Source organism: Nocardioides conyzicola, assembly GCF_039543825.1.
GTDB lineage: Bacteria > Actinomycetota > Actinomycetes > Propionibacteriales > Nocardioidaceae > Nocardioides > Nocardioides conyzicola.
Genome location: NZ_BAABKM010000001.1, coordinates 271627 through 293081, shown reverse-complemented (window position 1 = coordinate 293081; position 21455 = coordinate 271627). Strand labels below are relative to the sequence as shown.

21 protein-coding genes are annotated in these 21455 nt (G+C 71.4%); 15 read left to right on the top strand and 6 right to left on the bottom strand.

Features of this window, described 5'->3' with window-relative positions:
• Positions 1–12: 12 nt before the first annotated feature.
• Positions 13–885: an EamA family transporter gene (locus ABEA34_RS01460; protein ID WP_345518502.1), complete on the bottom strand. Its 873-nt coding sequence runs from the start codon at positions 883–885 to the stop codon at positions 13–15.
• A 42-nt stretch (positions 886–927) separates the two neighbouring features.
• Here ABEA34_RS01460 and ABEA34_RS01455 point away from each other — a divergent pair, with 42 nt between their 5' ends.
• Both ABEA34_RS01455 and ABEA34_RS01450 read left to right on the top strand, forming a co-directional pair.
• Entirely contained in the window at positions 928–2016 is a 1089-nt protein-coding gene (locus ABEA34_RS01455) for a WD40/YVTN/BNR-like repeat-containing protein (protein WP_345518500.1), read from the top strand.
• Between the two features lie 2 nt (positions 2017–2018).
• Entirely contained in the window at positions 2019–2474 is a 456-nt protein-coding gene (locus ABEA34_RS01450) for an SRPBCC family protein (protein ID WP_345518498.1), read from the top strand.
• A 19-nt stretch (positions 2475–2493) separates the two neighbouring features.
• Here ABEA34_RS01450 and ABEA34_RS01445 read toward each other — a convergent pair whose 3' ends face one another.
• Both ABEA34_RS01445 and ABEA34_RS01440 read right to left on the bottom strand, forming a co-directional pair.
• The gene (locus ABEA34_RS01445; RefSeq protein WP_345518496.1) at positions 2494–5070 is read right to left on the bottom strand and encodes a glycoside hydrolase family 65 protein; all 2577 of its coding nucleotides are present in this window, start codon (positions 5068–5070) and stop codon (positions 2494–2496) included.
• On the bottom strand, positions 5067–5786 hold the full coding sequence (locus ABEA34_RS01440) for an HAD family hydrolase (RefSeq protein WP_425576842.1): 720 nt from the start codon (positions 5784–5786) through the stop codon (positions 5067–5069). The genes ABEA34_RS01445 and ABEA34_RS01440 overlap by 4 nt, the downstream gene beginning before the upstream one ends.
• Before the next feature lie 101 nt (positions 5787–5887).
• On the opposite strand from ABEA34_RS01440, the gene ilvD reads away from it, so the two are divergent.
• Together ilvD and ABEA34_RS01430 are read left to right on the top strand one after the other, a co-directional pair.
• Entirely contained in the window at positions 5888–7570 is a 1683-nt protein-coding gene (gene ilvD, locus ABEA34_RS01435) for a dihydroxy-acid dehydratase (protein ID WP_345518494.1), read from the top strand.
• Between the two features lies 1 nt (position 7571).
• A complete protein-coding gene (locus ABEA34_RS01430) occupies positions 7572–8570 on the top strand; it encodes a hypothetical protein (protein WP_345518492.1) in 999 nt (332 codons plus the stop codon).
• On the opposite strand, the gene ABEA34_RS01425 is transcribed toward ABEA34_RS01430, so the two are convergent.
• Positions 8557–9459, bottom strand: coding sequence for an aldose-1-epimerase (locus ABEA34_RS01425; RefSeq protein WP_345518490.1), 903 nt, complete (start codon positions 9457–9459; stop codon positions 8557–8559). The two genes, ABEA34_RS01430 and ABEA34_RS01425, sit on opposite strands and share 14 nt — an antisense overlap.
• Positions 9460–9497: 38 nt before the next feature.
• On the opposite strand from ABEA34_RS01425, the gene xylB reads away from it, so the two are divergent.
• Positions 9498–10910, top strand: coding sequence for a xylulokinase (gene xylB / locus ABEA34_RS01420; RefSeq protein WP_345518488.1), 1413 nt, complete (start codon positions 9498–9500; stop codon positions 10908–10910).
• A complete protein-coding gene (locus ABEA34_RS01415; protein ID WP_345518486.1) occupies positions 10907–12112 on the top strand; it encodes a kynureninase in 1206 nt (401 codons plus the stop codon). The genes xylB and ABEA34_RS01415 overlap by 4 nt, the downstream gene beginning before the upstream one ends.
• A gap of 12 nt (positions 12113–12124) precedes the next feature.
• On the opposite strand, the gene ABEA34_RS01410 is transcribed toward ABEA34_RS01415, so the two are convergent.
• Positions 12125–12487, bottom strand: a complete 363-nt coding sequence (locus tag ABEA34_RS01410) for a DoxX family protein (RefSeq protein WP_345518484.1) — start codon at positions 12485–12487, stop codon at positions 12125–12127.
• A gap of 113 nt (positions 12488–12600) precedes the next feature.
• Here ABEA34_RS01410 and ABEA34_RS01405 point away from each other — a divergent pair, with 113 nt between their 5' ends.
• Positions 12601–12978 (top strand): winged helix-turn-helix transcriptional regulator, encoded by a 378-nt coding sequence (locus ABEA34_RS01405; protein WP_345518482.1) that lies wholly within the window; start codon positions 12601–12603, stop codon positions 12976–12978.
• Between the two features lie 4 nt (positions 12979–12982).
• Here the strand turns inward: ABEA34_RS01405 and ABEA34_RS01400 are convergent, their stop codons facing one another.
• Positions 12983–13333 carry a UBP-type zinc finger domain-containing protein gene (locus tag ABEA34_RS01400; protein ID WP_345518480.1) on the bottom strand — a complete coding sequence of 117 codons (351 nt, stop codon included), beginning with the start codon at positions 13331–13333 and terminating at the stop codon, positions 12983–12985.
• Between the two features lie 22 nt (positions 13334–13355).
• Between ABEA34_RS01400 and ABEA34_RS01395 the strand changes: the two genes are divergently transcribed.
• From ABEA34_RS01395 to ABEA34_RS01360, 8 genes are all read left to right on the top strand, one after another.
• Complete coding sequence (locus tag ABEA34_RS01395; protein ID WP_345518478.1) at positions 13356–14060, top strand: GNAT family N-acetyltransferase; 705 nt, start codon at positions 13356–13358, stop codon at positions 14058–14060.
• Positions 14061–14093: 33 nt separating this feature from the next.
• Positions 14094–14510 (top strand): VOC family protein, encoded by a 417-nt coding sequence (locus ABEA34_RS01390; protein WP_345518476.1) that lies wholly within the window; start codon positions 14094–14096, stop codon positions 14508–14510.
• A complete protein-coding gene (locus tag ABEA34_RS01385; protein WP_345518474.1) occupies positions 14507–15193 on the top strand; it encodes a 4a-hydroxytetrahydrobiopterin dehydratase in 687 nt (228 codons plus the stop codon). Before ABEA34_RS01390 ends, ABEA34_RS01385 begins: the two co-directional genes overlap by 4 nt.
• A 143-nt stretch (positions 15194–15336) precedes the next feature.
• Entirely contained in the window at positions 15337–17172 is a 1836-nt protein-coding gene (locus ABEA34_RS01380; RefSeq protein ID WP_345519113.1) for an acetolactate synthase large subunit, read from the top strand.
• Positions 17169–17723, top strand: a complete 555-nt coding sequence (ilvN, locus tag ABEA34_RS01375; protein WP_345518472.1) for an acetolactate synthase small subunit — start codon at positions 17169–17171, stop codon at positions 17721–17723. Before ABEA34_RS01380 ends, ilvN begins: the two co-directional genes overlap by 4 nt.
• Complete coding sequence (ilvC, locus tag ABEA34_RS01370) at positions 17713–18780, top strand: ketol-acid reductoisomerase (RefSeq protein ID WP_345519111.1); 1068 nt, start codon at positions 17713–17715, stop codon at positions 18778–18780. Before ilvN ends, ilvC begins: the two co-directional genes overlap by 11 nt.
• A gap of 93 nt (positions 18781–18873) precedes the next feature.
• Entirely contained in the window at positions 18874–20085 is a 1212-nt protein-coding gene (locus ABEA34_RS01365; protein ID WP_345518470.1) for a calcium-binding protein, read from the top strand.
• Positions 20079–21434 carry a calcium-binding protein gene (locus tag ABEA34_RS01360; RefSeq protein ID WP_345518468.1) on the top strand — a complete coding sequence of 452 codons (1356 nt, stop codon included), beginning with the start codon at positions 20079–20081 and terminating at the stop codon, positions 21432–21434. The genes ABEA34_RS01365 and ABEA34_RS01360 overlap by 7 nt, the downstream gene beginning before the upstream one ends.
• The last annotated feature ends 21 nt before the right edge of the window (positions 21435–21455 follow it).

Genomic DNA, 21455 nt, shown 5'->3' with positions numbered 1-21455 from the left:
GCCTCGGTCACCTCAGTCCGGGGCGGGCGCCAGGGTGCGCGACGAGCGGGTGGCGCCGACGGACGCGATGACGACGAACGTCATCGCCAGCCACTGCTCCCAGGTCAGGTACTCCTGCAGCACGACGATGCCGGCCAGGGCGGCGGCGGCCGGCTCCAGGCTCATCAGGATGGAGAAGACGGACGCCTTGATCGAGCGCAGCGCGACCAGCTCGCAGCTGTAGGGCACGACCGAGCTGAGCAGTCCGACGGCGGCGCCCAGCGCGAGGATGCGCAGGTCGAGGAGGTCGCCGCCGCCCTCGCCGATGGCCAGTGGCGTGAGCAGCACCGTGGCCACGACGCTGGCGAGAGCGAGCCCGTCGAAGCCGGGCCAACGCTGACCGGTCTGGCCTGCGAGCAGGATGTACGACGCCCACATCGCGCCGGCGAGGAGCGCGAAGAGGACGCCGGCCAGGTTGACGTCGCTGCCGCCCTCGAGGCCGAGCACCGCGACGCCGAGGCCGGCGAGCAGCACCCAGAGGAGGTCGCGCAGGCGCCGCGACCCGATGACCGCCAGCGTCAGCGGGCCGATGAACTCCAGCGTCACCGCGATGCCCAGCGGGATCCGGGCGAAGGCCTGGTAGATCGCCCAGTTCATCACCCCGAGGCAGGTGCCGAAGGCGAGCACGACCAGCCAGTCGGACCGGGAGCGACCGCGCAGCACCGGCCGGGCGATCGCCACGAGCACCACGGCGCTGGTGACGAGCCGCAGCCACACGATGGAGGTCGGGGCGATCTCGTCGAAGAGACCCTTGGCGATGCCGGCGCCGAACTGGACCGACAGGATGCCGATCAGCACCAGCCAGACGGGAGACACGAGCCGGCGCGATGAGTCTCTACCGGTCACCGGGTCAATCTAGAAGAATGACCGGAGGACCGAGGAGGCGGCATGGCAGACCGGACCCTGTTGATGGTCGGGACCCGCAAGGGCCTGTGGATCGGTACGTCGGACGAGGCGCGTGCGGACTGGGAGTTCACCGGCCCGCACTTCGACATGGAGGAGGTCTACTCCTGCCTCGTCGACACCCGCGGCGCCTCACCGCGGCTGCTGGTCGGGGCGTCGTCGAGCTGGCTGGGCCCGCAGGTCTGGCGCTCCGACGACCTCGGTGCGAGCTGGCAGGAGACACCCAACGGCGCCGTACGCTTCCCCGACGGCGCCGACGCCACCGTCGAACGGGTCTGGCAGCTCGTGCCCGGCGCCGAGGACGACGTGGTGTACGCCGGCACCGAGCCCGCCGCGGTGTGGCGCTCGTCCGACCGGGGCGAGACCTTCGCGCTCGAGCAGGCGCTGTGGGACCACCCGCACCGGCCCGACTGGGGTGCCGGCTTCGGCGGCCAGGCCTTCCACACGCTGCTGCCGCACCCGACGGATCCCGCGTCGGTGACGGCTGCGCTCTCGTCCGGCGGCGTCTACCAGTCCACCGACGGAGGCGGCTCCTGGGAGGCGCGCAACCACGGCATCCGCGCGGACTTCCTGCCCGAGGGGCAGCAGTACCCCGAGTTCGGCCAGTGCGTCCACAAGATCACCCGGCACCCGAGCCGCCCGGAGCGGCTCTACCTGCAGAACCACGGCGGCGTCTACCGCTCCGACGACGAGGGCCTGATCTGGAAGTCGATCGCCGACGGGCTGCCCGCGGACTTCGGCTTCCCGATCGTGGTGCACCCGCACGAGCCCGACACGATCTTCGTCTTCCCGATCAACGGCGGTGACAAGCGCTACCCGCCCGAGGCCAAGGCGCGGGTCTGGCGCTCCCGCGACGCTGGCGAGACCTGGGAGGCCCTCGGCGACGGCCTGCCCGACTCCTTCTACGTCGCGGTGATGCGCGACGCGATGTGCGCCGACGACCACGAGCGCACCGGCCTCTACTTCGGCGCGCGCAACGGCGCGGTCTGGAGCTCGCCCGACGAGGGTGAGACGTGGCACCAGGTCGTCGCGGACCTGCCCGACGTGATGGTCGTGCGGGCGGCGAGGATCTAGCGATGGGCTCCTACGAGGTCGCACGGACGACGACCATCGCCGTCGACCCGACGCGTGTGCACGCGCTGGTTGACGACTTCCACGAGTGGCCGGCGTGGTCGCCGTGGGAGGACCTCGACCCCGACCTGCAGCGCACCTACACCGGGCCCGACTCCGGCGTCGGCGCCCACTACGCCTGGCAGGGCAACCGCAAGGCCGGCCAGGGGACCATGGAGATCACCGGCTCGACGCCGGAGCGCATCGACGTCGACCTGGTGTTCATGAAGCCGTTCGACTCCGCCAGCAAGGTGACGTTCGAGCTGGTGCCGACCGACTCGGGCACCCAGGTCACCTGGCGGATGCGCGGCGAGCAGAAGGGCCTCTGGGGCGTCCTCGGCAAGGTCGTCTCCATGGATCGGCTCGTCGGCAAGGACTTCGACAAGGGACTCGCGCGCCTCAAGGCAGTGCTCGAGTCCTGACGTCCCGGCGACCGTCGCCTCAGAACTGCGAGCTCTGGTGCACCGTGGTCTCGGGGGCGTAGATCGGCAGCTCGCCGGTGTTGTCGAACTCCTCCGGCGGCAGGATCGGGTCGGGTACGCCGGCGGTGATCGTGCTGCCATCGGCGCGGGTGCCGCCGATGACCGGGTGGTCGCCGAGCAGCCCGTCGATCCGGTCGCCCTGGCCGTCGAGCTCGACCACGAGCGGCGCCGCCGCGGTGACGACGTACGACGTGCCGCGGACGCTGAGGTCGACGTCGGCCGAGTCGGGGTCGGGGAGCGAGAACGTGATCCGGTCCTCGGTCAGCTCGACCAGCACCCGCGAGCCCCGCCAGCAGAAGCGGAAGCGCAGCGCCGGCCAGGACACGGGCAGGCGCGGGTCGAAGCTCAGCAGCCCGGCGTGGTCGCGCATGCCGCCGAAGCCGAAGACCAGGGCGCTCCACACGCCGCCGGTCGACGCGATGTGGAGACCGTCGACGGTGTTGCCGTGCAGGTTCATCAGGTCGACGTACAACGACTCGTGGAAGTAGTGCAGTGCTGCCTCGTGGTAGCCCACCTCGGCGGCGATCACGGACTGCACGACGGCCGACAGGGTCGAGTCGCCGGTGGTGATCGGGTCGTAGTACTCGAAGTCGGCGCGCTTCTCCTCCAGCGAGAAGCGGTCGCCCTGCAGGAAGAGCGCGAGCACGACGTCGGCCTGCTTGAGCACCTGGAACCGGTAGATGACGAGCGGGTGGTAGTGCAGGAGCAGCGGCCGCAGCTCCGACGGCGTCTTGGACAGGTCCCAGACCTCGCGGTCGAGGAAGAAGTCGTCCTGCGGGTGGATGCCGAGACCCGTGTCGAACGGGATCGTCATGCCCTCCGCGCAGGCGCGCCACTCCTCGGTCTCCTCGTCGGACAGCCCGAGCCGGGCGGCCACCCGGACGTAGTCCTGCGGGTAGGCGTCGCGGATGCGCTCCACCGAGGCCACGGCCTGCTCGAGGTTGAAGCGCGCCATCACGTTGGTGAAGAGGTTGTTGTTGACGACGGTCGTGTACTCGTCGGGCCCGGTCACGCCGTGGATGTGGAAGGAGTCGTCGCCGTTGCTGCGCCAGAAGCCCAGGTCGGCCCACATCCGCGCGGTCTCCACGAGGATGTCGATGCCCTCGCGCACCAGGAAGCCCTCGTCGCCGCTCGCGCGGACGTACTTGATCAGGGCCCAGGCGATGTCGGCGTCGATGTGCACCTGCGCGGAGCCGGCCGCGTAGTACGCCGAGGCCTCCTCGCCGTTGATCGTGCGCCACGGGAACATCGCCCCGCTCTGCGCCATCTCCCGGGCGCGCTCGCGGGCCGCGGGCAGCATCACCGAGCGGAAGTGCAGCGCGTTGCGGGCCACCTCCGGCTGCGTGTAGGTGAGGAACGGGATCACGTAGACCTCGGTGTCCCAGAAGTAGTGGCCCTCGTAGCCCGACCCCGTCATGCCCTTGGCGGGTACGCCGAGACCGTCGATGCGGCCGCTCGCCTGGGCCAGGCTGAAGAGGTTGTAGCGGGTCGCCTGCTGGACCGCGCGGAGCTCGTCGGTCTCCCCGGCGATCTCGACGTCGGCCGCGGCCCAGAAGTCGGCGTACCAGGCCCGCTGGTCGGCGACGTAGTGCGAGAGCCCGTGCCGGGCCGCCCGGTCGAGGGTGCGGTCGCAGCGGTCGGAGAGCTCGCGGACGGGAACGCCGCGCGAGGAGTGGTAGGCGACCGTCTTCTGCAGCCGCATGGTGGTGCCCTGGGTCGCGTCGACCCGGTAGACCACCTTGGCGAGGTCCTCCTCGGCGCGGGACACGATCTCGAACTCGTCGCTGGTGTGGAGGGAGTGGTCGGCCGCGACCGCGATCGTCATGCCGGAGTGGGCGCACTGGTAGCCGAGCATCAGCCGGTCGTCGGTGGCGTAGCTCATCCGCGGCTGCAGCACCCGGGCGCCGAACGCCCCGGCCTTGCGCGGGTCGACGACCTCGCCGGTGGCCGACATCGGCATCCGGTACTCGTCGATGCCGTCCTGCCGGTTGAGGATCTGCGACGAGATCACGATCGGGGCGTCGCCGGTCAGCACCTCGACCTCGAGGGTCAGGATCGCGAGGTGCCGCTGGGTCATCGAGACCATCCGCGTCGAGTCGATCCGGACCCGCTTGCCGGACGGCGTGCGCCAGATCAGGCTCCGCCGCAGCACGCCGTCGCGGAAGTCCAGGCAGCGCTCGTAGTGCTCGAGGTCGGCGGTGCCGAAGGTCAGCGGCTCGTCGTCGACGTAGATCTTCATGACCTTGGTGTCGGGCACGTTGACGAGCGTCTGGCCGGTGCGGGCGAAGCCGAACGCCGCCTCCGCGTGCCGGATCGGCCAGGTCTCGTGGAAGCCGTTGAGGAAGGTCCCGTGGGCGTACGACGGCCGCCCCTCCTCGGGGTTGCCGCGCATCCCGAGGTAGCCGTTGGCGACCGAGAAGAGCGTCTCGGTCACGCCGAGGTCGTCGGGCCGGTAGCCGGTCTCGATCAGCGCCCAGGGCTCGATCGGGAAGCGGCCGCGGTCGAGCGGGTCCGGTCCCACGGCGTCGCCCTTCATGCTGCGTCTCCCGTCGGGACCAGCTCGGCCAGGTCCGTGACGACGATCGTCGCACCCGCCTCGGTGAGCGTCGCGGCGCCGACCCCTCGGTCGACGCCGACGACCAGGACGAAGCCGCCGGCGGCCCCCGCCCGCACCCCCGACACCGCGTCCTCGAGGACGACCGACGTCGCGGCGGTGGCGCCCAGCACCTCGGCCGCGTGCAGGAACGTGTCCGGAGCCGGCTTGCCCGGCAGGCCGAGCTCCGTGGCGACCGCGCCGCTCACCACCGTCTTGAAGCGGTCGGCGAGACCGGCCGCGGCCAGCACCGCCGGCGCGTTGACCGACGAGGAGACCACCGCGAGCGGCATCCCGAGGTCGCGCAGGTGGTCCAGCAGCAGCACCGAGCCGGGGTATGCCGTCACGCCGTCGCGCGCGAGCACGTCGTTGAACGCGTCGTTCTTGCGGTCGCCGAGCTCGACGACGAGGTCCTGCGGCGCGGGGATGCCGCGGGAGGTGAGGAAGTCGCGCACCCCGTCGTACCGCGGCTTGCCGTCGACGTGCGCGAAGTAGTCGGAGTCGTCGTACGGCGCGGTGTCGCCCGGCCCGTCGTACTCCTTCAGGAAGGCGTTGAACATCTCCGCCCACGCCCGCATGTGCACCTCGGCCGTCGGTGTCACCACACCGTCGAGGTCGAACAGGACTGCGTCATAGTCGCTCCACTGCACCCGGGTCACGGACCAAGGCTAGGGGTGCCGGCTCCGGCGCGCAGTGAGGTCTGCCTCTCGGGTGCCGGGCAGGTCGAGACGAGCGACCGGTCGGCGAATAGTCTGGTGGCATGACCGAGCCCGACATCAAGCCCCGTTCCCGCGATGTGACCGACGGTCTCGAGGCGACCGCCGCGCGAGGGATGCTCCGGGCCGTAGGCATGGGCGACGACGACTGGGTGAAGCCGCAGATCGGCGTGGCCTCGAGCTGGAACGAGATCACCCCCTGCAACCTCTCCCTCCAGCGCCTTGCCCAGGCGGTCAAGAACGGCGTCCACGCGGCCGGCGGCTACCCGCTCGAGTTCGGCACCATCTCGGTGTCCGACGGCATCGCGATGGGCCACGAGGGCATGCACTTCTCGCTGGTCTCGCGTGAGGTGATCGCCGACTCCGTCGAGACCGTGATGATGGCCGAGCGCCTGGACGGCTCCGTCCTGCTGGCCGGCTGCGACAAGTCGCTGCCCGGCATGCTGATGGCCGCCGCGCGGCTCGACCTCTCCAGCGTCTTCCTGTACGCCGGCTCGATCATGCCCGGCCAGGTCGACGGCCACGACGTCACCATCATCGACGCGTTCGAGGCGGTCGGCGCCTGCCTGGCCGGCAAGATCTCCCGCGACGAGGTCACCCGGATCGAGAAGGCGATCTGTCCGGGCGAGGGCGCCTGCGGCGGCATGTACACCGCCAACACGATGGCCGCGGTCGCCGAGGCGATCGGCATGTCGCTGCCCGGCTCGGCCGCCCCGCCGGCCGTGGACCGGCGCCGTGACGGCTTCGCCCACCGCTCCGGGGAGGCCGTGGTCAACCTGCTCCGCAAGGGCATCACCGCCCGCCAGATCATGACCAAGGAGGCGTTCGAGAACGCCATCACCGTCGTGATGGCCCTCGGGGGCTCCACCAACGCCGTCCTGCACCTGCTGGCCATGGCCCGCGAGGCCGAGGTCGACCTCACCATCGACGACTTCAACCGGATCGGCGACAAGGTCCCGCACCTCGCCGACCTCAAGCCCTTCGGCAAGTACGTCATGTACGACGTCGACAAGATCGGCGGCATCCCCGTCGTGATGAAGGCGCTCCTCGACGCCGGCCTGATGCACGGTGACTGCCTGACCGTCACCGGCAAGACGCTGGCCGAGAACCTCGCCGACCTCGCCCCGCCCGACCTCGACGACGACGTGATCCGCAAGATGGATCGCCCGATCCACGCGACCGGTGGCCTGACGATCCTCAAGGGCTCGCTCGCCCCGGAGGGTGCGGTCGTCAAGACCGCCGGCTTCGACGACTCGGTCTTCACGGGCACCGCCCGGGTATTCGACGGCGAGCGCGCCGCGATGGACGCCCTCGAGGCCGGCCAGATCCAGGCCCGCGACGTCGTGGTCATCCGCTACGAGGGCCCCAAGGGCGGCCCCGGCATGCGCGAGATGCTCGCGATCACCGGCGCGATCAAGGGCGCCGGCCTGGGCAAGGACGTCCTGCTGATCACCGACGGCCGCTTCTCCGGCGGCACGACGGGCCTCTGCGTCGGCCACATCGCGCCGGAGGCCGTCGATGGCGGCCCGATCGCCTACGTCCGCGACGGCGACACCATCACCCTCGACGTGGCCAACCGGCTGCTCGAGATCGAGGGCGTCGACGAGGACGACTGGGAGAAGCGGAAGGTCGGCTGGGAGCCGCTGCCCCCGAAGTACACCCGCGGCGTGCTCGGCAAGTACGCCAAGATGGTCCAGTCCGCCGCGCACGGCGCGATCACCGGCTGACGTGCCCGACCGAGCACCGGACAACCGCTGGCCGGTCCTCTGCCTGGTCCTCCTGGTGATGGTCGGGCTGATCGTCATCGCCTGGGGCGTCAACCACCCCACGGAGGTCGACGGTGCACCGCGGGCGGTCGACCCCTCTCCGCGGGTGGGCGAGCCCTCCCCGTCGGTGGTCGACCCGGTCGAGACCCCCGCGGCCCGACCGCCCACCGGGACCGACGCGCTGCCCGGTGGTGGCACGAAGGTCTTCGCCGGCCACCGTTTCCTGGTGGCCTACTACGGGACCGGGGGGACCGGGTCGCTCGGCGTGCTCGGCGAGACCGACCCCGACACCATGAACCGACGGCTGCACCACGCCGCCGCGTCGTTCCACCGCCCCGGCCGGCCGCTGCGCTACGTCTACGAGCTGATCGTGACGATCGCGGACGGCCACCCGGGCCCGGGCGGCGACTACAGCCACGACATCGCCCGCTCCGAGGTGCGCCGCTACATCCGGGCCGCCCACCGCAACGGCGCACTGCTGCTGCTCGACCTCCAGACGGGCCGGTCCACCTTCCCCGAGGTGGCCAAGCGGTGGGAGTGGGCGCTGCGCGACCCCTGGGTCGGCCTCGCGCTCGACCCCGAGTGGCGGATGGGCCCCCGGCAGGTCCCCGCTCACACCGTCGGGCAGGTCGGCGCGGGCGAGATCAACCGCACCTCCCTGTGGCTGGCTCGCCTGACCAAGCGCGAGGGGCTGCCCCAGAAGCTCTTCGTGCTGCACCAGTTCCGCACCGACATGATCCGCGACATCGGTCGGGTGAAGCAGCGGCCGGAGCTCGCCTCGGTCCAGCACGTCGACGGGTTCGGGACGCCGCGGCAGAAGCTGGCGACGTACCACGCGGTCGCGCGCCCGCAGCAGTTCACGATGGGCTTCAAGCTGTTCTACGACGAGGACGTACGCCGGCTCCGCGCGCCCGGCGTGCACGCCATCCGGCCGAAGGTCCGGTTCGTCAGCTTCCAGTGACGCCGGCGATCGTGAAGATCGCGCGGTGGGTGTCGCCCGGCTCCAGCGCGACCAGGTCGACGCCGGAGTTGAAGGCTCCAGGCGGCGCGGTCGTGGGCTCGACGGCCAGCGCCTCGCGCTCGCGGCCCTTGATCGTGTCGCCGGTGAAGACGTGCAGCCAGCCGATGCCCTGGCGGCCGGTCAGCGACACGCTGCGCCCGGTGTCGGGGTCGAGCAGGGTCGCCGTCGCACCGTCGGCGACGCCGCCGAACGGGTGGTCGAGGACCAGGTCGCCGATCGCGCGGCCCGCGCGGAAGTCGTACGCCGTGCCGTCGACCGGCTGCGCCGGCGAGGCATGCCCGCGCTCGCTCATCGGGCACCAGGTCGACGCCGGCAGGGTCAGCAGGCACTCGTCGACTCGGCGGCCGACGGTGAGGTAGGGGTGCAGCCCGGCGCCGTACGGCGCGGTGTCGGGTCCGACGTTGGTGGCCGACAGGGTCGTGGTCAGTCCGTCGTCGCCGAGCCGGTAGTCGACCTGCAGGTCGAGGGCGAACGGGTAGCCCGTCTGCGGCTGGAGCTCGTAGGTCAGCACCACGTGGTCGGTCGTGTGCTCGGCGACCTCCCAGGCGACCCAGTGGGCGAGCCCGTGGATGGCGTTGTGCTTGGCGGGCTCGCTGAGCGGCAGCTGGTAGGAGCGGCCGCCGAAGTCGTAGGCGCCATCGGCGACGCGGTTGGGCCACGGCATCAGGACCGCACCGCGCGCGCTGCGACACATCTCGCCGGGCTCGGAGCCGGCGACGAGGTCCACGCCGTCGCGGGTGAGCGTCCGCAGGCACGCCCCGACGGTGACGACCTCGGCCTCGTAGGGACCGTGGGAGAGAGGGAGCGGGAGGCCCGCAGCAGCACGCACGAAGCACACCCTGGCAGACGTTGACTAGGGTCTGCACCGTGCCTCTCGTAGCCGGTGTCGACTCCTCCACCCAGTCCTGCAAGGTCGTCGTCTGCGACGCCGACACCGGACACGTCGTCCGCAGTGGTCACGCGTCCCATCCCGAGGGCACCGAGGTCGACCCCGAGGCCTGGTGGGACGCCCTCCAGGCGGCGATCGAGGTCGCCGGCGGCCTCGACGACGTCGAGGCCGTGGCGGTCGGCGGGCAGCAGCACGGCATGGTCTGCCTGGACGAGTCCGGCGCCGTCGTACGTCCTGCTCTGCTGTGGAACGACACCCGCTCCGCGCAGGCCGCGCTCGACCTGATCGACGAGCTGGGCGGGCCCCAGCAGTGGGTCGACGCGGTGGGCCTGGTGCCGGTCGCGTCGTTCACCGTGACCAAGCTGCGGTGGCTGCGCGACGCCGAGCCCGACAACGCGGCGCGTACGGCGGCGGTCTGCCTGCCGCACGACTACCTGACCTGGCGGCTGGCCGGGCTCCCCGGATCTTCGGGGCCGGGCATCGACGCGCTCGTCACCGACCGCGGCGACGCGAGCGGCACGGGCTACTGGTCGCCGGCGACGGGGGAGTACCGCCGCGACCTGCTCACCCTCGGCCTCGGGCACGACGCGGTCCTGCCGCGCGTGCTCGGACCCGCCGAGTCCGGCCTCCGGATGCCGTCGGGCGCGCTGCTCGGCCCCGGCACCGGCGACAACGCCGGCGCTGCCCTCGGACTGGGCGCCGTCGCCGGCGACGTCGTCGTCTCGATCGGTACGTCGGGGGTGGCCTGCGCCGTCGCGGACGCGCCCGTCGGTGACGTGACGGGTGCGGTGGCCGGCTTCGCCGACGCGACCGGGCGGTTCCTGCCGCTGGTCGCGACCCTCAACGCCGCGCGGGTGCTCGACGCCGCGGGCCGGATGCTCGGTGTCTCGCACGAGGAGCTGTCCGACCTGGCGCTGTCCGCGCCGGCCGGCGCCGGCGGCCTCGTGCTGGTGCCCTACCTCGAGGGCGAGCGCACGCCCAACAAGCCCGACGCCACCGGCGCGATCCACGGGCTCCGGCTCGAGACCGCCAACCCGGCGTACCTCGCCCGCGCCGCCGTGGAGGGCATGATCTGCGGCCTCGCCGACGCCGTCGACGCCGTCCGTGCCCTGGGCACGCCGGTGGAGCGGATCATCCTGGTCGGCGGAGCCGCCCGCTCCCGCGCCGTGCGCGAGATCGCGTCGGCCGTCCTCGGGCTGCCGGTGACCGTCCCCGAGCCGGGGGAGTACGTCGCGCGCGGCGCTGCCCGGCAGGCCGCGTGGGTGCTGTCGGGCGGTGCCGAGCCGCCGGTGTGGCCGCTGTCCGGCGTGGTCTCGACGGAGGTCGAGCCGACGCCGTCCGTGCGCGAGCGGTACGCCGACGTGCGTGATCTGACGGCCGTCCGGCCATGACCCATCCGCTGGACGACGCGGACCCGCTGGCGTCGTACCGCGACCGCTTCGTCGGCGCCTCCTCGGACCTCGTCTACTTCGACGGCAACTCGCTGGGGCGGCCGCTGGCGGTGACGGGCCCGCGGCTGGCGGCGTTCGTCGAGGAGGAGTGGGGCGGGCGGCTGATCCGCGGCTGGGATGAGCGCTGGATGGAGCTCCCGCAGGCGATCGGCGACGAGCTCGGCCGGGTGGCCCTCGGTGCCGCGCCCGGGCAGACGACGATCGGCGACTCCACCACGGTGCTGCTCTACAAGCTGATGCGCGCCGCTGTCGCCGCGCGGCCCGGACGCACCGAGATCGTGATCGACCGCGACAACTTCCCGACCGACCGCTACATCGCGGCCGGCATCGCGGAGGAGTGCGGGCTGACGCTGCGTTGGATCGACGTCTCGCTGGATGCCGGGGTGACGCCCGAGCTGCTGGCCGCTGCCGTCGGGCCGTCGACCGCTCTCGTGGTGCTCTCCCACGTCGCCTACCGGTCGGCGTGGCTGGCCGACGCTCCGGAGCTGACCGCCATCGCCCACGAGGCGGGGGCGCTGGTGCTCTGGGACCTGTGCCACTCGGCGGGCTCGGTCCCGGTGTCGCTGGACGAGTGGGACGTGGACCTCGCGGTCGGCTGCACCTACAAGTACCTCAACGGAGGCCCTGGCTCGCCGGCCTTCTGCTACGTCGCGTCCCGCCACCTCGCGTCGCTCACCCAACCCATCCAGGGTTGGCTGGGCTCCGCCGACCCGTTCCTGATGGGTCCGTCCTACGCGCCCGCCGCCGGCATCCGCCGCTTCACCTCCGGCACGCCGGCCGTCGTCGGCATGCTCGCGATGCAGGACATGATCTCGCTGATCTCGGACGCCGGGATCGACGCCGTCCGTGAGAAGTCGATCGCGCTCACGTCGTACGCGATCTCTGTCGGCGAGTCGGTCCTCGGTCCTCTCGGCGTGGTGCTGGCCTCGCCGCGGTCCGCTGCCGAGCGCGGCGGTCACGTGACCTTCAACCACCCCCGGATGCGCGAGGTCACCGCCGCCCTCTGGGAGCGCGACGTCATCCCCGACTACCGCGACCCCGGCGGCCTGCGCCTCGGCCTGTCCCCGCTGTCGACGTCCTTCGCCGAGGTCGAGCGCGGCATCGGGCTGGTCGCGGAGGTGCTCACCGGCGTCGCTGGCTGAGAACCTCGGCGGTCACCAAGCGGTCGCGAGCCAGACCGTCAGCCCGGCGAGCACGACGAGGATCAGGTTGAGGCCGATCACCTTGGCCTCGCCGCGTGACAGGTGGAGGGCGGTGGCGAGCACCTGGAGCACGAGGAAGCCGAGGGCGGCGACGATGGCGAGCCACGGGGCGATCCCGGTCAAGGGAGGCAGGACCAGGCCGACGGCGCCGAGGATCTCGAGGACGCCGACGGTCCGCACCAGCGGCATCGGGATGGTGTCGACCCAGCCCATCATGGGAGCGAGCTGCTCCTTGCTCTGCAGGACCTTCTTGCTGCCGGCGTACAGGTAGAAGACGCCGAGCAGGCCGGCCACGATCCAGTACGCGATCTCCACGACGATCTCCTATGGTTACGAGTTGTAAGTAGGCACATCGTGGGTGACGATCGGAGGGTCTGCAAAAGGCACACGGATGTGCGTGACGGACATCGAGAGGACGGGGGTCGAGAGTGTCGCGGTACGAGAAGACCTGCCTGATCCGGGGCGACGGCGGTCGCGCCATCCGCGGCATCCTGGACCGGGTCGGCGACAAGTGGTCGTTGCTGGTGGTGGCGACGCTGGACGGCGCGTCCCTGCGCTTCACGGAGCTGCAGCAACGCATCCCCGGGATCTCCCAGCGGATGCTGACGCGCACGGTGCGCCACCTCGAGCGCGACGGCCTCGTGACGCGCACGGTCTTCGCGGAGGTCCCGCCGCGGGTGGAGTACGAGCTCACCGCGATGGGCCGCACGTTGATCGGACCCGCGGTGGCGCTGGCGGAGTGGGCCGTGGACAACAACCCCGGCATCGAGGAGAGCCAGGCGTCGTACGACGCCGAGCACCCCTGAGCCGCTACTCGTGGATGTGGTCGCGCCAGTCGGCGGGCACGCGCTCGGCGGGACCGGGGACGGTCTGCTCCTCGGGGTGGGCCTGGGCATCGACCAGCGCGGGGCCGAGGAAGCCGGACTCGGTGGGGAAGTCCCAGAACCAGTCCTCGCCGGGCTCGAAGCTGGTGATCACCGGGTGACCGGTGGCGTGGAAGTGGGCGGTGGCGTGCTGGGCGGGTGAGGTGTCGCAGCAGCCGATGTGGCCGCACTGGGTGCAGCGTCGCAGGTGCACCCACCAGCCGCCGGCCTGCTCGCACTCCACGCAGCCGGTGCCGCTCGGGGGGATGGTCGGATCAATGCCAGCGCGTTCGGCCATGCCCCGACACTAGGGTGCGATCGTGCCCTCGACCAACGCCTTCGGCCAGCAGGTCGGCGACCTCGTGCCCGACTGGACCGTCAGGCCGCGGCCCGGGCCGGTCACGCTGGCGGGTCGGTACGTCAGCCTCGAGCCGTTGAGCACCGCTCACGCCGAGGCGTTGTACGACGCCCTCTGCAACCCCGGCGACGAGGAGCTGTGGACCTACCGGCCGACGGACCCGCCCGCCGGCGTACCGGCCATGTCCGCGTTGATCGAGCAGACGCTGGCGGCGGCCGAGCTGGTGACCTTCGCCCTGGTGCCGACGGGCCAGCAGGCGCAGGGCATTGCGTCGTACACCCGTATCGACCCGGCGACCGGCCAGGTCGAGATCGCGGGCGTCCTCTACGCGCGGACGCTGCAGCGCACCCGGGCCGCGACCGAGGCGATCCACCTGAGCATGCGCCACGCGTTCGACGAGCTCGGCTACCGGCGGTTCGAGTGGAAGTGCGACAGCCTCAACGAGCCGTCGCGGCGCGCGGCGGCCCGGCTCGGCTTCACCTACGAGGGCAGGTTCCGCCACCACATGATCACGAAGGGCCGCAACCGCGACACCGACTGGTTCTCCGTGACCGACGCCGAGTGGCCCGCCGTGAAGGCCGAGCACGAGCGCTGGCTCGACCCTGCCAACTTCGACGCCGACGGCGCTCAGGTCACGAGGCTCCGGGTCCCTCGTCCGGCGTCCTGAGCGATGTCGGCGGGCTGTGCCAAGGTGGAGGGCATGGACCAGCGGTTGAGCTTCGTGACGCTCGCGGTCCGAGACCTGGAGCGGTCCCGGGCCTTCTACGTCGACGGCCTCGGCTGGGAGGCCGCCCTCCAGGTCGAGGGCGACGTCCTGATGATCCAGGTCGGTGAGCACGTGGTGCTCTCGCTCTGGGTGGCCGAGCACTTCGAGGCCGAGGTCGGCCCGATCGTGCGTGGCGAGGGCGTCGCGCCGATCACGCTCTCCCACAACGTCGCGACACCGGCCGAGGTCGACACCGTGCTCGCGACGGCGCGGGCCGCCGGCGCCGACCCGGTGCACGACGCGGTCGAGCGCGAGTGGGGCGGCTACACGGGTTACTTCGGTGACCCCGACGGTTACCGCTGGGAGATCGCGACCAACCCCGGACCGATAGGACAGGTGGTGCTCCCATGAGCGACCCGAAGCAGAAGCTCCGTTACCCGCAGGTCGTGGCGGAGGATCTCGCCGACTGGCGCTTCTTCCTCGAGCGGATCCACGCCCGCTTCACGACGGGCAGCTTCGTGAAGGGCCTCGAGCTCGTCACCCGGATCACCGAGGCGGCTGAAGAGGCCAACCACCACCCCGACGTGGTGCTGACCTACCCCCAGGTCGACGTCGACCTGTACAGCCACGACGTCCACGGCGTCACCAGCCGTGACATCGACCTGGCCCGACGGATCTCCGCGATCGCGGCCGAGCTGGGCATCGACTCCGCTCCGCGCGACGTCTCGACCCTCGAGCTCGCCCTCGACGTGCCGGACGCCGCCGAGGTCAAGCCGTTCTGGTCGGCGGTGCTCGGCTACGAGGACACGCAGTACCCGACCGAGGTGATGGACCCCGGCGGCCGCAACAGCACGCTGTGGTTCCAGCACGCGCCCGAGGCCACGGGGGAGGTGCAGCAGCGCTTCCACCTCGACATCGTGGTGCCCCGCGAGGTCGCCGAGGAGCGGGTGCAGGCGGCCGTCGCGGCCGGCGGGACCCTGGTCAGCGAGCGGGCCGTGCCGGCGTACTGGATCCTCGCCGACGCCCACGGCAACAAGGTCTGCGTGTGCACCGCCGACGGCCGGGAGCCGTCCTCGACGGACGACGCGGAGTGAGACGGGCGTCCCGGATGCTGGGACGCCTGTCACACTCGGATGCGGTCGGGAGGGCGTGCGGTTACCGTGGTGCCATGCGCAAGCACCTTCTTGTACGCACGCGACGTGTGGGCTGAGTCCGAAACGACTCGAGCGCGCACGTCATCCCCTCGCCGCCCAACCGGGCCGAGGGGTTTTTTGTTGGGCAGGCACGGCAGGTCTCCAGGAGAAGGAACACATCGATGAGCGAGCAGATGACAGGCGCCCAGAGCCTGATCAGGTCGCTGGAAGCCGCAGGGACGACCGACATCTTCGGCATCCCGGGCGGCGCGATCCTCCCGGCGTACGACCCCCTCATGGACTCGTCGATCCGGCACATCCTCGTACGCCACGAGCAGGGTGCCGGTCACGCCGCGCAGGGCTACGCCGCCGCGACCGGGCGGGTCGGCGTCTGCATGGCGACCTCGGGCCCGGGTGCGACCAACCTCGTCACGCCGCTGGCGGACGCGCACATGGACTCGGTCCCGCTCGTCGCGATCACCGGCCAGGTCGGCGCCGCGCAGATCGGGACGGACGCCTTCCAGGAGGCCGACATCCGCGGCATCACGATGCCGATCACCAAGCACAACTTCCTGGTCACCGACCCGGCCGACATCCCGCGCACGGTCGCCGAGGCGTTCTACATCGCCAGCACCGGCCGCCCCGGCCCGGTGCTCGTCGACGTCGCGAAGTCCGCGCTGCAGGCGATGACGTCGTACGCCTGGCCGACGGAGCTCAACCTGCCCGGCTACCGCCCGGTGACCCGGCCGCACGCCAAGCAGATCCGCGAAGCCGCCAAGCTCATCCTCGAGGCGCGTCGTCCGGTGCTCTACGTCGGCGGCGGCTGCATCCGCGCCGGCGCCTCCCGTGAGCTCAAGGTGCTCGCCGAGCTGACCGGCATGCCGGTCGTCACCACGCTGATGGCCCGCGGCGCGTTCCCGGACAGCCACCCGCAGCACCTGGGCATGCCCGGCATGCACGGCACGGTCGCCGCGGTGGCCGGGCTGCAGAAGTCCGACCTGATCATCAGCCTCGGCGCCCGCTTCGACGACCGGGTCACCGGCAACCTCGACTCGTTCGCGCCCGGCGCCCGCGTGATCCACGCCGACATCGACCCGGCCGAGATCGGCAAGAACCGCGCGGTCGACGTCCCGATCGTCGGCGACTGCCGCGAGGTCATCAGCGACCTGGTCGTGGCCCTCACGGCCGAGGCCGACGCCGGCCACACCGGCGACTACGAGGCCTGGGTCGAGCTCCTCGCCGGGGTGAAGAAGAAGTACGCCCTCGGCTACGACACCCCCACCGACGGCGCGCTCGCGCCGCAGTACGTGCTCGAGCGGCTCGGTGCGATCGCCGGCCCCGAGTCCATCTACTGCGCCGGCGTGGGCCAGCACCAGATGTGGGCGGCCCAGTTCGTCGGCTACGAGAACCCCAACACGTGGATCAACTCCGGGGGTCTCGGCACGATGGGGTACGCCGTGCCCGCCGCGATGGGCGCCAAGGTCGGCATGCCGCACTCGACCGTGTGGGCCATCGACGGCGACGGCTGCTTCCAGATGACCAACCAGGAGCTCGCGACCTGCACGATCAACGACATCCCGATCAAGGTCGCGATCATCAACAACGAGTCGCTCGGCATGGTCCGGCAGTGGCAGACGCTCTTCTACAACGAGCGCTACTCCAACACCGACCTGCACTCGAAGCGGATCCCGGACTTCGTCAAGCTCGCCGACGCCTACGGCTGCGTGGGCCTGTCGTGCGAGAGCCCGGACGACGTCGACGCCACGATCAACAAGGCGATGGAGATCAACGACGTGCCCGTGGTCGTCGACTTCCGGGTGCACCGCGACGCCATGGTGTGGCCGATGGTCGCCGCCGGCACGAGCAACGACGACATCAAGTACGCCCGCGACCTGGCTCCTCAGTTCGAGGACGACGCCGACCTGGAGCTCCGCCCATGAGCACAACCATCAACACGAAGCACACGCTGTCCGTGCTGGTCGAGAACAAGCCCGGTGTGCTGGCCCGGATCGCCGGTCTCTTCAGCCGTCGCAGCTTCAACATCGACTCGCTCGCGGTGGGCCCGACCGAGCACCCCGAGGTCTCCCGCATGACGATCGTTGTCGACGTGGAGGACACCCCGCTCGAGCAGGTCACCAAGCAGCTCAACAAGCTGGTCGAGGTGATCAAGATCGTCGAGCTCGACGGCTCGAGCTCGGTCAACCGCGAGCTGCTGCTCGTGAAGGTCAAGGCCGACGCGGAGACGCGCGGGCAGGTCCTCGACGTGGTCCAGCTCTTCCGGGCCAAGGTCGTCGACATCGCCAGCGACGCCGTGACCCTCCAGGCGGTCGGCAACGCTGACAAGCTCGCCGACCTGCTGCGCGTGCTGGAGCCCTTCGGCATCCGAGAGCTCGTGCAGTCCGGCATGGTCGCCATCGGCCGCGGCTCCCGTTCCATCTCCGAGCGCACCCTGCGCCCGGTCACGATCCCAGCCCCGCCAGCTGCGGGCTGAAGCACAACAACACGAAGGAGAAGCCCCAGTGGCTGAGATGTTCTACGACGACGACGCTGACCTGTCCCTGATCCAGGGCAAGCACGTCGCGGTCATCGGCTACGGCAGCCAGGGCCACGCCCACGCGCTGTCCCTGCGCGACTCGGGCGTCGACGTCCGGATCGGCCTGCAGCCCGGCTCCAAGAGCCGCGCCAAGGCCGAGGCCGAGGGCCTCAAGGTCCTGACGCCGGCCGAGGCCGCGGAAGAGGCCGACGTCATCGTCATCCTCGCCCCCGACCAGCACCAGCGGAAGCTGTACGCCGAGGAGATCGCGCCGCAGCTCGCCGCCGGCGACACCCTGGTCTTCGGCCACGGCTTCAACATCCGCTTCGGCTACATCACCCCGCCCGAGGGCGTCGACGTCTTCATGGTCGCGCCGAAGGGCCCGGGCCACCTGGTCCGCCGCGAGTACGTCGACGGCCGCGGCGTGCCCGTGCTCGTCGCCGTGGAGAAGGACGAGTCGGGCACCACCTGGCCGCTCGCCCTGTCGTACGCCAAGGCCATCGGTGGCCTGCGTGCCGGCGGCATCAAGACGACCTTCACCGAGGAGACCGAGACCGACCTGTTCGGTGAGCAGGCCGTCCTCTGCGGTGGCGCGTCGCAGCTCGTCATGTACGGCTTCGAGGTGCTGACCGAGGCCGGCTACCAGCCCGAGGTGGCCTACTTCGAGTGCCTCCACGAGCTCAAGCTGATCGTCGACCTGATGTACGAGGGCGGCATCGCCAAGCAGCGCTGGTCGGTCTCCGACACGGCCGAGTTCGGCGACTACGTGTCCGGCCCCCGTGTCATCACGCCCGACGTGAAGAAGAACATGGAGGACGTGCTCGCCGACATCAAGAACGGCACGTTCGCCGAGCGCTTCATCACGGACATGGACAACGGCTCGCCCGAGTTCACCGAGTTCCGCAAGAAGGGTGAGTCCCACCCGATCGAGCAGACCGGTCGCGAGCTGCGCAAGCTGATGGCCTGGGTCAAGGGCCACGACTCCGACTACGTCGAAGGCACCTCCGCCCGCTGACCACCCCGAGTCGGCGCCAGTTTGAGAAAACTGGCGCCGACTCGGCATTTCAATCCATGTAACGCTGGGGCCATGTCGAGCGCTGTACGGGTCATGAGACACCTCACCGCGGCTACCGCGACTCTTCTGCTGATCGGTGCCGGCACGGCCGCTGTCTCGCCGGCGTACGCCGCGGTCGCGACCTGTCGAGGCCAGGCGGCGACCATCGTCGCCACCGCCGATGGCGAAAACCTCCAGGGCAGCGAGGACGCCGACGTGATCGTCGTGGGCAGCTTCGACCAGGTGCACGTGGACGGCAACGGCGGCGACGACGTCATCTGCGCGACGGCCGGACACGATGCGGTCCTCGACGGCGGACCCGGCAGCGACGTCCTCGAGGACCTGCCGAGCACGCGGAAGGTCGAGGACAACGAGCGGACGACCCTGCGCGGCGGTGACGCCGGGGACGACCAGTTCATCGGGGGACGCGACACCCAGCTGTCCTACGGGGACTCCGAGACGGGCGTCGCGTTCGACCTCGTGGCCGGCACCGTCGTCCACGCCGGGGGCACGGACACCGTGGACGGGATCCGGTGGCTCAGCGGCAGCGCGCACCCCGACACCTTCCGCGGTTCGTCCGGCCCGGACCTCTACAGAGCCGGACCGGGCGACCAGGTCGCGATGGGTGCGGGAGTCGACTTCGTCGACAGCTACGGCGCCACGGTCGACCTCGGCTCCGGCGACGACAGCGGGTCGGTCACCGGCGGAACGATGGACGGTGGGGACGGTGCCGACGTCATTTCGGTCAACCAGGGCGGCACTGCGGACGGCGGCGCGGGTCGCGACGTCGTCGCGGGCTTCGTGGACGTGGACGAGCTGAGCGGTCGAGGGCCGATCCTGCTGCGCGGCGGGCCGGGGAACGACGTGCTGTGGCCGCCCGTCGCGTACTCGACCGATGCGTCCTCGGGGGATGACCTCGGCGACTGTCCGGGGTTCTGCGCGCGGGGCGCCCTCGACGGAGGATCCGGGACGGACCGGCTGGACGTCGCCGGCGCCGGCAGCTCCGTGGTCGACCTGCGGTCCGGACGGGTCCGCTTCGTGGGCGGACGGTCCAGCATCACGGCCGTGGAGAACGTGCGGGGCAGCAAGCGGCGCGACATCATCCGCGGTGACGGGCACGCCAACCGGTTCGACGGCTACGGTGGCGACGACCTCCTGGTCGGACGAGGTGGTCCCGACCGCCTCCTCGGTGGCGCCGGCCGCGACCGGGCCGTGGGCGGCCCGGGCCATGACCACTGCGTGGCGGAGAGGAAGTCGTCGTGCTGAGCATCGAGCGGTGGACCCGGCGTGCGGCAGTCCTCGCCAGCGGCGTGCTGGTCGTGGCCGCCGGGGCGGTCGGGGCGGCACCTGCGGGCGCCGCCACCCGCTACTGCCAGGGGCAGCTCGTCACCATCGAGGCGACCGCGAGCGACACGACGGTCACTGGCACCGAGGGGCCGGACGTCATCGACGGGGTCGGCCGGGTGCGGCTCACGATCAACGGGCTCGGTGGTGACGACGTGATCTGCACCGGGCCAGGTCACCAGATCGTGGTGCACGGCGGCGAGGGCGACGACTCGCTGGAGAGCGAGATCGTCGGAGGCCTCGGCGGGCCCACCCAGCTGTACGGCGAGGCCGGTGACGACACCCTGCGGCTCGCCGGCGACCCGTCCGCCGGTGGTTACGCCGTGGACAACTCGAAGGCGTACGGCGGCGAGGGCGACGACCAGCTCATCTCCGAGGTGGAGTACGCCGACCTCACGCCCGGCCCCGGCGACGACACGATCGTGGGCTCGGAGCACACCCAGCTCCACTTCGGCGGGACCGCCGGAGTCCGCATCGAGGTAGCGGCCGGCACCGCCGACGGGGAGGGACACGACACGTTCACCCGCATCTGGCAGTTCACCGGGTCGCCGGGGCCGGACACCTTCATCGGCTCGGACGGCGCGGACCACTTCGGGCGTGGTGACGCCCCCGGATCGGCCCTCAACACGGATGTCGCCACCGGCGGAGGCGGCCGCGACAGCCTCGTGGTGGCGCGCGGCACCGTGGACGGCGGCGACGGCAACGACTCCGTGGGGGTCGTCGACGGCGGCACGGCCTCGGGTGGCGCGGGCAACGACCACGTCGGGGTCGGCGTCTCCGGCACGGCGCGAGGCGGGCCGGGCAACGACCACCTGAGCGTGCAGTGGCAGAAGAAGGAGGCCAGGGGAGCCGTCCGCCTCTTCGGCGACGGCGGCGCCGACCGGTTCGAGGTCCAGTTCATGGGGACGGACTGGGCCACGCCGTGCGCCGATCCCGGCACCTGCCGCACCGTCCTCGACGGGGGCACCGGCCAGGACGCGGTCGCGTTCACGACGTACCGCTTCGGGATGGTGGTCGACCTCCACGCCGGGCGCATCCGGCACGAGGACGCGCGAGGCAAGATCCGCGGGATCGAGGACGTCAGCGGCACGCGGTTCGCCGACAGGCTGCTCGGCGACGACCGCGCCAACGTCCTCCGAGGACACGACGGTGCGGATGTGCTGGTCGGACGTGGCGGTTCGGACCAGCTCATCGGCGGCTCGGGCAAGGACCGCGCGGTGGGCGGACCCGGACGGGACCGCTGCGTTGCGGAGCGGAAGTCGTCGTGCTGAGCGTCCGGACGTGGTCCACTG